Below are 13,493 nucleotides of genomic sequence, written 5' to 3' on the forward strand. Positions count from 1 at the left end.
AACGATCGCGGTACACGTGAACCGCCGTCAGGGGGAAGAGTCGTTGCCGGTCGAAACCCAGGCGGTGCCCGAGAAGGAGTCAGCCCCCGCGGCCGTGCCCAAGCCGCGCGGCAGCGCCACGGCTCTGCGGGGTGCGGGGCTGCTCGCCGTGCTCGCCGCACTGGTCCTGGTGGGTCTGCTCAGCGTGTGGACGGGCACCCGAGGCATTCCGTTCACCTCCACGTGGTCCGCCCTGTGGCATCCCGACGGGTCCGAGACCTCGATCATCATCCATGACTACCGCATTCCCAGGACCCTGCTCGGACTGCTCGTCGGAGCGGCCCTCGGTCTGTCCGGCGCGCTGATGCAGGCGCTGACCCGCAACCCGCTCGCCGAGCCGGGACTTCTCGGCATCAGCCTGGGCTCCTCCGCCGGAGTCGTCGTCGCCATCGCCTTCCTTGGCGTGGGTTCCGTCCTCGGCTACGTGTGGTTCGCCTTCCTCGGCGCCGCCCTGGCCTCGGTCGTCGTGTACCTCCTGGGCTCCTCGGGTCGCACACTCGCCACGCCCGACCGGCTGGTCGTCGCCGGCGCCGCGGTGACGGCGGTGCTGTACGCCTTCAACTCGGCGGTCCTGCTGCTCAATCCGCGGGCCTTCGAGCAGTTCCGGTTCTGGACGGTGGGCTCGCTCGCGGGCCGGTACCTCGACGTCGTGTACGTGATCCTGCCGTTCGTCGCCGTGGGTCTGCTGATCGCCCTGGCGCTCGGTCCCTCGCTGAACGCCCTCGCGCTGGGCGACCAGATGGGCCGGGCCCTCGGCGTGAACGTCAGCCGGACCCGGATCCTCGGGGCCGTCGGCGTCATGCTGCTGTGCGGTGCCGCGACCGCGGCCGCGGGCCCGATCGCGTTCGTCGGGCTCGTGGTCCCGCACATCGCCCGGTTCGTCGTCGGCCCGGACCAGCGGTGGGTGCTCGCGTACTCGATGCTCCTCGCCCCCGTCCTGCTCATCGGGGCCGACGTCGTGGGCCGGGTGATCGGTGCGCCGGGAGAGGTCCAGGTGGGCATCGTGACCGCGTTCGTCGGGGCCCCCGTGTTCATCGCACTGTGCCGACGTCGAAAGCTGGTCATGCTGTGAGCCCCGTACGCCAGGCGGGTCCCGCCCCCGCCGAGAACTCCCCGGAGCCGACGGGCCGATTCGCCCACCGGCCGCGCGTCGTCACGGGCACGGTGCTGCGCACCCGGGCCGGGGGACTGTCCGTACGGGTCCAGGGCCGAGCCCTTGCGGCGGCGGCCGCGATCCTCGCCGCGCTCGTCGCCGTCATGCTCGTCTCCCTCACCACCGGGGACTACGAACTGACCGTCGGCGAAGTCCTCCGGGCCCTCACCGGCGGCGACTCCGGCGGTGCCGACTTCATCGTCAACACCCTGCGCCTGCCCCGCCTGCTGACCGCGCTCGCGGTGGGTGCGGCCCTCGCCGTCAGCGGCGCCCTCCTGACCAGTCTCACCGGCAACGCCCTCGGCAGCCCCGATGTCATCGGCTTCACCAACGGCTCGGCCGTCGGCGCGCTCACCGTCATCATCGTGCTGCACGGCAGCATGACCCAGATCGCGATCGGCGCCCTGATCGGCGGCCTCGCCACCGCCGCCGCCGTCTACCTCCTCATGCTGGGCCGCGGCCTGCAGGGGTTCCGGCTCGTGGTCATCGGCGTCGGCGTCAGCGCGATGCTGCTCGCCGTCAACTCCTACCTGATCACCCGGGCGACCTTCCAGGAGGCCCTGGAGGCCCAGGCGTGGCTGATCGGGAGCCTGAGCAACCGGGGCTGGACGCACGCGAACGCCATCCTGATCGCGGTCGCCGTCCTGCTCCCGCCCGCCTTCCTGCTCTCCCGCCGGCTCGCCATGGTGGAGATGGGCGATCTCACCGCCACGGGCCTCGGCGTCGACGTCGGGCGGACCCGTGCGGTACTGCTCCTCATCAGCGTCGCCCTCGCCGCCTTCGCCACCGCCGTGACCGGCCCGATCTGGTTCGTCGCGCTGGCCGCGCCCCAGCTGGCCCGGCGCCTGACCCGGACCGCCGGTCCGGCCCTGCTCCCCGCCGCGCTGATGGGCGCGCTGCTGCTGTCCGCGAGCGACTTCGCCGCGCAGCGGCTGTTCGCTCCGGCGCTCCTCCCGGTGGGCACGGCCACCGGCACCATCGGCGGGCTGTACCTCATCTGGCTGCTGATCACCGAATCGCGAAAGAGCCGCGCATGACAGGAACGAACAATCCGGCACCCCGGCTGCGTGCCGAGGACCTGACGCTCTCCTACGACCAGCGGACGGTGGCGACCCACCTCGGCGTCGACATCCCCGACCGTTCGTTCACGGTGATCATCGGGCCGAACGCCTGCGGCAAGTCCACCCTCCTGAAGGCCCTCGCGCGGATGCTCAAGCCCCGCCACGGGCAGGTCTACCTCGACGGCGCGGCCATCGCCTCGTACCGCTCGCGGGAGGTGGCCCGCAGGCTCGGTCTGCTGCCCCAGTCCTCGACGGCGCCCGGCGGCATCACCGTCGGCGACCTCGTGGCGCGGGGCCGCTACCCGCACCAGGGCATGCTCAAGCAGTGGTCCGCCGAGGACGAGGCGGCCGTCGTCGAGGCGATGCGGCAGACCGGTGTCCTGGACCTCGCCGACCGTCCCGTCGACGACCTCTCCGGCGGCCAGCGCCAGCGCGTCTGGCTCTCCATGGTGCTCGCCCAGCAGACCTCGCTGCTGCTCCTGGACGAGCCCACCACCTTCCTCGACATCGCCCACCAGGTCGAAGTGCTCGACCTCTGCGCCGAGTTGCACGCCCGCAAGGGGCACACCGTCGTGGCGGTGCTGCACGACCTCAACCAGGCGTGCCGCTATGCCACCCACCTCATCGTGATGCGCCCCGGAGGCACGATCGCGGCCGAGGGCGCCCCCGCCGACGTCATGACCGCCGAACTGGTCGAGGACGTGTTCGGGCTGCCCTGCCGCATCATCGACGACCCCGAGACCGGCACACCCCTCATGGTTCCCGCCGCGCCCAAGCGGTTTCCGCACGAGGACACAGAGGGCGGCGCTCCGGCCGCCGCCGACACCGTGATGGCCGAACCCCGTTAGGACGGACAGCCCATGATGCTCTGTACGAGGCTGACGAACGCGAACATCCTGACCATGGACCCGGACCATCCGGTCGCCCACGACCTGGGCATCTGGCGTGGCCGCATCGTCGGTCTGGATCAGGCCGTGGCCTCGATGCCCGCCCGTGAGGTCGTCGACCTCCAGGGAGCGACCGTGCTCCCGGGGTTCATCGACAGCCATGTGCACCTGTCGTGGACGGGCCTGAAGGCGCGTACCCCCAGCATCGCCGGGCTCACTCGCGTCGAGGACGTCCTCGCCGCCGTGGAGGACGCGGTCTCCCGGAAGTGCGCGGCCGGCGCCTGGGTCAGCATCGGCGGTTACGACCAGCGGGCCCTCGGCCGGCACCTGACCGCCACCGAGCTCGACCGGGTCAGCCACGGCCGCCGGATCTTCCTCATGCACGACTCCGGCCACGCCTGCGTGGTCAACAGCGCGGTGCTCGACATGCTCCCGGCCGACGTCCCCCGCGAGAACGGCCTCCTCGTGGAGGGCGCCATGGGCGCCGTACGGAGGCTGCGACTGCCCTACTCCCAGGCCGAGCTCGCCGACGCCATCGAGCACGCCGGTCGCGCCTGCCTCATGGAGGGCATCACGGCCTGCGCCGAGGCCGGCATCGGCGGCGGCCTGCTCGGACACAGCCCGGTCGAACTCGGTGCCTACCAACTCCTGCGCGACGAGGGCCGGCTGCCGCTGCGGGTCCAGCTCATGCCGGGCGGCGACACCCTGAAGCAGGCCGGCGCCCACGAGCACGACGGCATTCCGCGCGCGCTCGACCTCGGCCTGCGCACCGGCTTCGGTGACGACTGGCTCTCCGTCGGGGCGCTCAAGATCTACACCGACGGCGGGATGATGGCGCGGACGGCCGCCCTCACGGAGCCGTACGAGGGGATGGGCGACCACTTCGGACAGCTCCAGGACGACCCCGAGCGCCTCACCGACCTCATCGTGGACGGCCATCTCGGTGGCTGGCAGCTCGCCGTGCACGCCATCGGCGACCGCGCGGCCGACCTCGCCCTCGACGCCCTGGAGCAGGCGCAGAAACTGCGGCCTCGCCCCGACGCCCGCCACCGCGTCGAACACGCCGGGCTGATCCGCCCCGACCAGCTCCCGCGCTTCGCCCGGCTCGGCGTCAGCGCGGTGATCCAGCCCAACTTCCTGCGCTACTTCGGCGACGACTACGCCACCGTCATGGGGGAGCGCCGCGCCCCCTGGATGTACAGGGGGCGCGGCTTCCTCGACCACGGCGTGACGCTCGTCGGCAGCTCCGACCGGCCCGTCACGGACGGCTCCCCGCTGCGGGCCATCCAGTTCATGGTCGAGCGCGCCTCCGTCTCCGGCCGGTCGATCGGGCCTGACGAGGCCATCACGGTGGAAGAGGCGCTGCGCGCCTACACGGTCGCCGGCGCGTACGCCTGCCGATGGGACGACAGCGCGGGCAGCCTCACGCCGGGGAAGCGCGCCGACCTCGTCGTGCTGGGAGACGACCCGCGGCGCGTCGATCCCTCCCGGATCGGCGGCATCGAGGTCGTGTCGACGTTCGTGGACGGACTCGAGGCGACGGAGGCGGGAAAGCCGTGAGCGATCACAGGAGCGTCCTGGAGCGGTTCTCCGAGCTGTGGGAGACCCCCGCCGCTCCGCCGCGGTGGGTGATCTAATCCCGTCTTAAGAGCGGGATTGGGGAGCCGAGTGCTCCCGGGCCTGTTCGAGCACCAAGGCCCGTGATGCCTATCAAGAACCTGGCCCTCAGGCCTCGTCAGAGAGTGGCGCGAGGGCTGTGGTGTTCATGGTGGTGGCGTCCAGGCGGGTGCCGAGTGGACGACTTCGTGTGATCGGGTCCCGAGACCTTGTGCCAGACCGAGCGCGTCTCGGCACCTCCCTGACCGCCACCGCAGGGGCGTCAACACTTGCCACTTGATCGCTCGTTGGAGTTGGTGGTGCGAGCCCACCGTGCGGTGACTTCTCGATGCTGCCGAGCCGCAGAGCTCCCAGATAGACCGAGGCCCGTGGGGTGAGCTGGTGCCACGAACAGCTACTGAGGTGGCGGACCGGCCCTCGCGTCGAGTCCTGGGATTAGGTCGCTGCGTGGTTCCGCACGAGCTCGTGACCAGCACAAATACACAGCAGTACCGGGAGGGACCTTGATCTACTGCGGCATCGACTGGGCGGAGAGGACACACGACGTCGCCCTCGTCGACGACACCGGCCAGCTCCTGGCCAAACGCCACATCACCGACGACGCCAACGGCTACAAGATCCTGCTGGACCTGCTCGCCGAGTACGGCGACACTGCCGAGGACCCGATCCCGGTCGCGATCGAGACGTCCCGCGGCCTGCTCGTTGCCGTGCTGCGGACCGGCAAGCGGCAGGTCTTCGCGATCAACCCGATGGCAGCCGCCCGCTACCGAGACCGGCACTCCGTCTCCCGCAAGAAGTCCGACCCCGGCGACGCGCTGGTCCTGGCAAACATCCTCCGCACCGACATGCACGCCCACCGGCCCCTGCCCAACGACTCCGACCTGGCCCGGGCCGTTGCCGTCCTCGCCCGAGCTCAGCAGGATGCCACCTGGAACCGCCAGCAGATCTCCAACCAGCTCCGCTCACTGCTGCGCGAGTACTACCCCGCAGCCCTGGCAGCAGCGGACGGCTGGAAGAACGGTCTGTGCCGGTCCGAGGCCCGCGAACTCCTCCGGACAGCCCCGACTCCGACCCGTGCTGCACGGCTCACCCGCACCCAGCTCCAGGCCGTCCTCAAGCGCGCGGGCCGCCAGCGCGGCATCGAGGCCGAAGTCGAACGGCTGCGTGAGGTCTTCCGGTCCGAGTGGGCTCATCAGCCACCGCTGGTCGAGGAGGCGCTGGGCAAGCAGACGCTCGCCCTCCTGACGCAGCTTGATGCGGCCTGCACGGCCGCCGACCAGCTCGCCAACGCCGTGGAAGAGTCCTTCCCTCAGCACCCGGACGCTGAGATCATCCTCAGCTTTCCCGGCCTCGGCCTCCAGCTCGGCGCCCGGGTGCTCGCCGAGGTCGGAGACGACCGGCAGCGGTTCGCCGACGCCCGCGGCCTGAAGGCATACGCCGGCGCCTCGCCCATCACCAGAGCCTCCGGAAAGAAGTCGTCCATCACCCGCCGCTGGGTCAAGAACGACCGCCTCAACCACGCCGGCTACCTCTGGGCCTTCGCCTCGCTCACGGCCTCACCCGGCGCCAAGGCCCACTACCGGCGCCGCCGCGACCACGGAGACTGGCATGCCGCCGCCCAGCGCAACCTCTTCAACCGCATGATCGGCCAGCTCTACCACTGCCTGCAGCGCGGCGAACAGTTCGACGAGCAGGCTGCCTTCCCCGCACCCCCTTCAACGGCGGAGATGGCAGCCGCTTGACCTGCAGTTATCTTGCTCAGTTCACCCACGGCAGTCGATCATTCAAGGATGAGACCCGAAGTTCAGGCTTTCGTCGCCGACGGCCCTCTCCCCGACTGGGACACCGACGACGAGGAGCTCGTCGACCGCCGAGGTCGGCAAATCGACGCCATCTCCGCGCCAGTCACACCCGACGAGGCGCAGGCCCTGGCTGGCTGCTTCGGCCCCGACGACTGCTATGGCGTCGCCTGGTCGCTGCTGCACCTGATCGAGACCAGCCCAGGCCCGCTGCCGGCCGTGACACGCCCGGGGCCCGACGCCGACGTCTGGCATCGCACGCTCTGGAATCGCTGGGGAAACCCCGGACTCACCGACGAGGACTTGACGCGTTAGAACCCTGAGGTGTCTGGCACGCGAGGGAGGGGGAGTCGATGGTCTTCGACCGGGAGTTCAACATTCCGGTCGATGTGGACGACGCGGTACTCGGGGAGGTCCTGCGGCGGATGCGCGAGGCGGGGGCGCCGGAGACCGACGGCTACCCGGGCCGCCCCTGCGGGTAGCGACCGCGGCGGCCCTCCGGGTGAGCGTGAACCGCATGAGCCGACTTGGCTCGACAGTAAGGCAAGGCTAACCTAACTCCTGTCTGTTTCACCGGAGTTGCGCGGCGATCCAACCTCCCCCGGGCTCCGCCCGGGAGCCCCGCCGCGCACGGTGGAACCGAGGAAGGAACGCCTTGACCACGGCCCCGCCGCATCCTGCCGCGCCGCCCCGCGCCCCCCGCTCGCCCGCCGCCCCCGCGTTCACCCTGAGACCGGCACGCCAGGACGACGGGCCCGCGCTCGCCGCGCTCTCCCGGCCGTTCGTCCGGACGGGAGCACTCCGCGGGCGCCCGCTCTCCCTCTACCTCGCGCAGGCGACGGACTTCCTTGTCGCCCAGGCGCCCGACGGATCCCTCGAAGGCTGCCTCGGGCTGCGCGAACACCCCACCGCCGGCGTGCTGTACAACTTCTGCGTCGCCCCTCACCGGCAGGGATCGGGAATGGGCGGCCGCCTGTTGCGTGCGGCCTTCGGCCGGGCTCGGAACCGGTCGCTGGCGACCCTGTTCACGGCGACGACCGGCAGCGGTCGCCTGTTTCTCCGCCATGGTTTCGCGCCGGCCTGCCCGAGCCTGGCGCCGGCCGCCTGGGCGCGGTCTCTGGACCCGGGCCGCAACGCCCTCGTCCTCGCCCGTGCCCTGTAGACGGCGAGGGGCGGGCCCGCGTGGACCCGCCCCGAAACGTGCGAGAGCTCAGACGTACCGCGCCCCGGGACCCGGCCGGACCGCGTCAGCCACCGCCTCGGCGAGCGGCTCCATGTCCTCGGCCGCCAGCAGCGAGACGGTCAGGCGCACAGCGGGCGACGAGTCCACCCGGAACCGTGCTCCGGGCGCGACCGCCCACCCGGCCGCCTGGAGCCGTGCCACCACCCCGGTCTCGTCGGCCACCGGCACCCACACGTTGAGTCCCGTACGCCCGCGAGCCGCGACTCCGCGCCGCCTCAGGGCCGCGATCAGGGCCTCCCGGCGCGTGCCGTACGAGTGCGCCACGGCCGCGATGTCGAGAGTCCCGCGCTCCCACAGGTCCACCACCGTGTACTGGAGGAGTCCGCTCACCCACCCGGGACCGAGTCGGTACCGCCCCAGCACCCGGTCCGCGGTCGTCCGGTCGGCGGTGAGCACCGCCAGGCGCAGGTCCGGCCCGTACGCCTTCGCGGTGGATCGCACGAACGCCCAGCTACGGGTGGCGCCCGCGAGCGTATGCGGCGGTTCGTCCACGATGCCGTGCCCGTGGTCGTCGTCGATCACCAGCACGTGCGGATGGCGGTCCAGCAGGGCGCGCAGCTCGGCGGCGCGCTCCGCGGTGACGACCGCGCCGGTGGGGTTCTGGGCCCGGTCGGTCACGATCAGCGCGCGGGCCCCGTCGCCCAGGGCCGCGGCCACGCTCTGCGGGCGGGGGCCTTCGTCGTCGAGGGCCATCGGCAGCACCCTCAGGCCCATGGCGGGGATCAGGTCGAGCACGCTTGCCCAGCCCGGGTCCTCGACGGCCACCGCGTCACCGGGCCTGAGGTGTGCGGACAGGACCCGTTCGACGGCGTCGAGCGCGCCCGTGGTCAGGCCGACGGGGCCGGCCGGAACGCCGTCCGCGTCGAAGGCGGCCCGGGCCGCCTTTTCCAGCTCGGGTACCACGGCGTCGTCGCCGTACAGCCTGGGTCCGCGCGCGTACCGGCGGGCGGCGACCGAAAGGGCCTCGCTCAGCGGCGGCAGCAGGGCAGGATCCGGGTTGCCGCCGGCGACGTCCCGTACCCCGGGCGGGAGTTCGGTGCGAATGAGCTCACGGGGGAGGGTGGTGGGCGCGGCCCGCACCCGGCTGCCACGGCGGCCGTCGGTCTCGATCAATCCACGCTCGCGCAGGATCCGGTACGCCGCGGCCACCGTGTGGGGGTTCACCCCCAGCCTGACAGCCAGCTCCCGCATGGGCGGCAGGGCGGCTTCCGGGAGCAGCTGACCGGACGAGATGCCCTGTTCGACGCTGGCCGCGATGTCGGCCGCCCGGCCTCCCGTGATCACATGCTCTCCCGGCACGACGGAGATCGGGCGCTGGTGCACGACGTGCCCTCGTCACTGTGCGCGGCGTCGAGAATCCGGGGCAGCGCCGCCACCAGGGCATAGGCCTGGCCCTCCGCCACGGTCAGGGCCGGAGCCAGCCGTACGACGCCGGCCCCCGCCGCGGTCACGAGGAATCCGGCGTCCTGCGCTGCCCACTGGACCCGCGCGGCGACCGGCTCGGTGAGGACGACGCCCAGGAGCAGCCCCACCCCCCGTACCTCATGCACCAAGGGGTGCTTCAGCGCCTCGATGCCGCGCCTCAGGAACTCGCCCACCCGCGCGACATGGGGGAGGAGTCCCTCCTTCTCGATGGTCTCCAGCACGGCGAGTCCGGCCGCGCACGCGACCGGGTTGCCGCCGAAGGTGGAGCCGTGCTGACCGGGGGTCAGCAGGTCGGCGGCCGGGCCGAAGGCGACGGTGGCGCCGATCGGCAGTCCGCCGCCCAGGCCCTTGGCGAGGGTGACCACATCAGGCTCCACGCCCTGGTCCGCCTGATGTGCGAACCAGCGGCCGGTGCGGCCGATCCCGGTCTGCACCTCGTCCAGGACGAGGAGGCTGCCCGTGGCCCGGGTGATCCCGCGGGCGGCGCGCAGGTAACCCCCGGGTGCGGGGACGACACCGCCCTCACCCTGGACCGGCTCGAGCACGACCCCGGCGGTCCGCTCCGTGACGGCCGCGCGGAGTGCCGCCACGTCGCCGAAGGGAACGTGCGTGACGTCGGCGGGCAGAGGCAGGAAGGGGTCGCGCTTGGCCGGCTGGCCGGTGAGAGCCAGCGCCCCCATGGTGCGCCCATGGAACCCGCCTTCGGCCGCGACCAGGTGAGGCCGCCCCGTCCGGCGGGCGATCTTGAAGGCGGCCTCGGCCGCCTCGGTTCCCGAGTTCGCGAAGAACACCCTGCCCGGCCTGCCCAGCAGGCGCACCAGCCGCTCCGCCAGCGCGACGGCAGGCTCCGAGACGAACAGGTTCGACACGTGCCCGAGACGGGCGGCCTGGTCGTGGACGGCCGCGACGAACGCCGGGTGGGCATGCCCGAGGGCGTTGACGGCGATCCCGCCGGTGAAGTCCGTGTACGCGCGCCCGGCCTCGTCCCACACCGTGCTGCCCTCACCTCTGACGAGGGACAGCGGGGGAGTGCCGTAGGTGTCCATCATCACCGCGCGCCACCGACCGGCGAGCGACGTCGTGCTCTCGATGGTCACGCGCCGTCCTCCTTGCCGCCGGGCCCCTCGGACCCGGGCCGCTCGTCCGGAACCACTGTCGTACCGGGCCCGTTCTCGGAGCAGATGCCGCGCATGAGCGCGTGCGGCACCCGGCCGTCGACGACCTGGGCCCTGGCGACGCCCGCCCTGACGGCCCGCAGGCAGCCCTCCATCTTCGGCCGCATGCCGCTCGCGAGCCCCGGCAGCAGCTCGCCCAGTTCGGCGGCCGTCAGCCGCTCGATCACCTCGGTGCTGTGCGGCCAGTCCGCGTACAGCCCCTCGACATCGGTGAGCACCACGAGCCGGTCGGCGCCGAGCGCGACCGCCAGCGCCGAGGCCGCGAGATCGGCGTTGACGTTGTAGATCTGGCCGTCGTCTCCCCGTGCGATCGGGGAGACGACCGGGATGCGGCCCTCGTCCAGTAACGTCCGCACGGTCTCGGGGGCCACGGCCACGACCTCGCCCACCAGACCGATGTCCACGAGCCGCCCGTCCACCTCGGCCCGGCGTCGCACAGCGGTCAGCATGTGCGCGTCCTCGCCCGACAGACCCACGGCGAAGGGGCCGTGGGCGTTGACCACCCCGACGAGGTCCCGCTGGATACGGCCTGTCAGGACCATCCGGACCACGTCCATGGTCTCCGGCGTCGTCACCCGCAAGCCGGCTTCGAAGCGCGACTCGAGGCCCAGCCGGTCGAGCATGGAGCTGATCTGCGGGCCGCCGCCGTGCACGACGACCGGCAGCAGGCCGACGTGCCGCAGCTCCACGACATCGCGGGCGAACGCCTCCAGGAGCGCTGCGTCCACCATGGCGTTGCCGCCGAACTTCACGACGACCGTGCGGCCCCGGAGCTCCTCGCGGCAGGGCGCCGCCCCGGACGGCGGTTCCGCTTCGGTGACCGGTCGGGCGGCTGCTGTACCCATCTGTGTCCCCATCTCGCTCAAGAGCTGTAGGCGCTGTTCTCGTGGACGTACTCGGCCGTGAGGTCGTTGGTCCAGATGACCGCCGACTCGTCGCCGGAGCGCAGGTCGACCGTGACGGCGATGCGGCGTCCCGACAGGACCGCCTTCTCCCGTGGCTCTCCCGCAGCGCCGTCCCGGCACACCCATACGCCGTTGATCGCCACGTCCAGCCGGTCAGGGTCGAAGACGGCGTCCGTCGTGCCGATCGCCGAGAGCACTCGGCCCCAGTTGGGGTCCTCGCCGTGCAGAGCGCACTTGAGGAGGTTGTTCCTGGCCACCGAGCGGCCCACCACGACGGCGTCCCGCTCCGAGGCCGCGCCGACCACGACCACCTCGATCTCCTTGGACGCCCCCTCCGCGTCCGCGACCAACTGCCGGGCCAGGTCGAGGCAGACGGCGTGCACGGCTTCGGCGAACTCCCCGGCTTCGGGAACCTCGCCCGAGGCTCCCGAGGCGAGCAGCAGCACGGTGTCGTTGGTGGACATACAGCCGTCCGAGTCCACCCGATCGAAGGTCGTGCGGACGGCGGAGCGCAGCGCGGAGTCGAGCAGCGCGCCGCTCGCGTCGGCGTCCGTGGTGAGGACCACCAGCATGGTGGCAAGCCCCGGGGCGAGCATGCCCGCGCCCTTCGCCATGCCGCCGACCGTCCAGCCGGACCGGGAGACGGCGGCGGTCTTGTGCACCGAGTCCGTCGTCCTGATGGCCACAGCCGCGTCCGTGCCGCCGTCGGACGACAGGGCGCCCGCCGCGGTGGCGATGCCGGCCACGACGCGGTCCATGGGCAGCCCGACGCCGATCAGGCCGGTGGAGCAGACGGCGACCTCGTCCGCGTCCACGCCCACGGCGTCTGCCGTGCGCTCCGCCATGGTCCGGGCGTCGTACGCGCCCGCCTCACCCGTACAGGCGTTGGCCCCACCGGAGTTGAGGACGACGGCGGAGACACGCCCGTCGGCGAGCACGCGCCGGGACCAGCGGACGGGCGCCGCCTGCACGCGGTTGGAGGTGAACACGCCGGCGGCGGCGCGGGACGGTCCCCGGTTCACCACCAGAGCGAGATCGGGATCCCCGGACTCCTTGATCCCGGCGGTCACACCGCTCGCGAGGAACCCCTGGGCAGCGGTCACGGTCATGGAGCCACTCCGTTCGTGGGCAGGCCCAGCCGCTCCGGCAGGCCGAGCGCGACGTTCATGCACTGCACCGCGCCACCGGCGGTGCCCTTGGTCAGGTTGTCGATCGCGCTCACGCAGACGAGGCGGCGCGCCTCGGGGTCGACGGCGACCTGGACCTGAACCGTGTTGGATCCGAGTACCGAGGCGGTGGAGGGCCACCTGCCGGGCGGGAGCAGCTGGACGAACGGCTCTTCCGCGTACGCCGCTTCGAAGACCGCGCGTACCTCCTCCTCGCCACCGTCCGCGGGCGTACCCGTCCGGAGCCGAGCCGAACAGGTGGCGAGAATGCCGCGCGGCATGGGGGCCAGCGTCGGGGTGAAGGACACGGTCACGCGCTCGCCGGCCACCCGGGAGAGGTTCTGCGTGAGTTCGGGAGTGTGCCGGTGGCCGCCGCCGACCCCGTACGGGGTCATCGACCCCATCACCTCGGAGCCGAGCAGGTGGGGCTTGAGCGCCCGCCCGGCTCCCGAGACGCCGCTGGCCGCGACGATCACGGCCTCGGGTTCCACCAGGCGTCGCGCGTGGGCGGGGTACAGCGCCAGCGTCACCGCGGTCGGAAAACACCCGGGAACGGCGATTCGGGTGGCGCGCCTGAGTTCGTCGCGGGCGCCCGGCAGTTCGGGGAGCCCGTACGGCCAGGTGCCCGCGTGCTCGGTTCCGTAGAACCGTCTCCAGTCGGCCGGATCGCGGAGGCGGAAGTCGGCGCCGCAGTCGACGACGAGTGTGCCGGGCTCCAACTCGCGGGCCAGGGAAGCCGACTGGCCATGCGGCAGGGCGAGGAAGACCACGTCGTGCCCGCGTAACGCGACTGCCGAGGTCCCCTTGAGGACCCGGTCGGCCAGGCCGCTCAACTGGGGCTGTACCTCCCCGAGTGTCCGGCCCGCGCTGCTGTGGGCGGTGACGGCGCCGATTTCCACCTCGGGATGCGAGGTGAGCAGACGCAGGATCTCTCCGCCGGCGTAGCCACTGGCGCCGGCCACCGCGACCCGTAGGGCCATGTTCTTCCGTCTCCTGTTGTCGAGCTGCGGTTGAAGGGGGTGT

Annotated in this window: 13 protein-coding genes; 8 read left to right on the plus strand and 5 right to left on the minus strand. The window is 72.3% G+C overall.

The window, feature by feature from the left end:
* Positions 1–43 precede the first annotated feature (43 nt).
* The 8 genes from ABZO31_RS31955 to ABZO31_RS31990 all read left to right on the plus strand — a co-directional run bounded on the left by ABZO31_RS31955 (position 44) and on the right by ABZO31_RS31990 (position 7,718).
* Complete coding sequence (locus ABZO31_RS31955; RefSeq protein WP_406864821.1) at positions 44–1,111, plus strand: FecCD family ABC transporter permease; 1,068 nt, start codon at positions 44–46, stop codon at positions 1,109–1,111.
* On the plus strand, positions 1,108–2,229 hold the full coding sequence (locus tag ABZO31_RS31960) for a FecCD family ABC transporter permease (protein WP_406864822.1): 1,122 nt from the start codon (positions 1,108–1,110) through the stop codon (positions 2,227–2,229). Before ABZO31_RS31955 ends, ABZO31_RS31960 begins: the two co-directional genes overlap by 4 nt.
* Complete coding sequence (locus tag ABZO31_RS31965) at positions 2,226–3,101, plus strand: ABC transporter ATP-binding protein (protein ID WP_406864823.1); 876 nt, start codon at positions 2,226–2,228, stop codon at positions 3,099–3,101. The genes ABZO31_RS31960 and ABZO31_RS31965 overlap by 4 nt, the downstream gene beginning before the upstream one ends.
* A 15-nt stretch (positions 3,102–3,116) precedes the next feature.
* Complete coding sequence (locus ABZO31_RS31970) at positions 3,117–4,700, plus strand: amidohydrolase (RefSeq protein WP_406865543.1); 1,584 nt, start codon at positions 3,117–3,119, stop codon at positions 4,698–4,700.
* 560 nt (positions 4,701–5,260) lie between these two features.
* Positions 5,261–6,499, plus strand: coding sequence for an IS110 family transposase (locus ABZO31_RS31975; protein ID WP_406858863.1), 1,239 nt, complete (start codon positions 5,261–5,263; stop codon positions 6,497–6,499).
* Positions 6,500–6,547: 48 nt separating this feature from the next.
* Positions 6,548–6,871: a hypothetical protein gene (locus ABZO31_RS31980; RefSeq protein WP_406858864.1), complete on the plus strand. Its 324-nt coding sequence runs from the start codon at positions 6,548–6,550 to the stop codon at positions 6,869–6,871.
* Positions 6,872–6,909: 38 nt separating this feature from the next.
* Entirely contained in the window at positions 6,910–7,038 is a 129-nt protein-coding gene (locus ABZO31_RS31985) for a hypothetical protein (protein ID WP_406864824.1), read from the plus strand.
* Positions 7,039–7,211: 173 nt separating this feature from the next.
* Complete coding sequence (locus ABZO31_RS31990; RefSeq protein ID WP_406864825.1) at positions 7,212–7,718, plus strand: GNAT family N-acetyltransferase; 507 nt, start codon at positions 7,212–7,214, stop codon at positions 7,716–7,718.
* A gap of 48 nt (positions 7,719–7,766) precedes the next feature.
* On the opposite strand, the gene ABZO31_RS31995 is transcribed toward ABZO31_RS31990, so the two are convergent.
* From ABZO31_RS31995 to argC, 5 genes are read right to left on the minus strand one after another with little or no spacing between them, the layout of a single operon-like run.
* Positions 7,767–9,098, minus strand: a complete 1,332-nt coding sequence (locus ABZO31_RS31995; RefSeq protein WP_406865544.1) for an aminotransferase class I/II-fold pyridoxal phosphate-dependent enzyme — start codon at positions 9,096–9,098, stop codon at positions 7,767–7,769.
* Positions 9,080–10,273: an acetylornithine transaminase gene (locus tag ABZO31_RS32000; protein WP_406865546.1), complete on the minus strand. Its 1,194-nt coding sequence runs from the start codon at positions 10,271–10,273 to the stop codon at positions 9,080–9,082. The genes ABZO31_RS31995 and ABZO31_RS32000 overlap by 19 nt, the downstream gene beginning before the upstream one ends.
* A 44-nt stretch (positions 10,274–10,317) precedes the next feature.
* Positions 10,318–11,244 carry an acetylglutamate kinase gene (gene argB, locus ABZO31_RS32005; RefSeq protein ID WP_406864826.1) on the minus strand — a complete coding sequence of 309 codons (927 nt, stop codon included), beginning with the start codon at positions 11,242–11,244 and terminating at the stop codon, positions 10,318–10,320.
* A gap of 17 nt (positions 11,245–11,261) precedes the next feature.
* A complete protein-coding gene (argJ, locus tag ABZO31_RS32010; RefSeq protein ID WP_406864827.1) occupies positions 11,262–12,413 on the minus strand; it encodes a bifunctional glutamate N-acetyltransferase/amino-acid acetyltransferase ArgJ in 1,152 nt (383 codons plus the stop codon).
* Positions 12,410–13,450: an N-acetyl-gamma-glutamyl-phosphate reductase gene (gene argC / locus ABZO31_RS32015; protein ID WP_406864828.1), complete on the minus strand. Its 1,041-nt coding sequence runs from the start codon at positions 13,448–13,450 to the stop codon at positions 12,410–12,412. Before argC ends, argJ begins: the two co-directional genes overlap by 4 nt.
* Positions 13,451–13,493: the final 43 nt, after the last annotated feature.

This window comes from Streptomyces solicamelliae (genome assembly GCF_045348655.1).
Classification (GTDB): Bacteria; Actinomycetota; Actinomycetes; order Streptomycetales; family Streptomycetaceae; genus Streptomyces; species Streptomyces solicamelliae.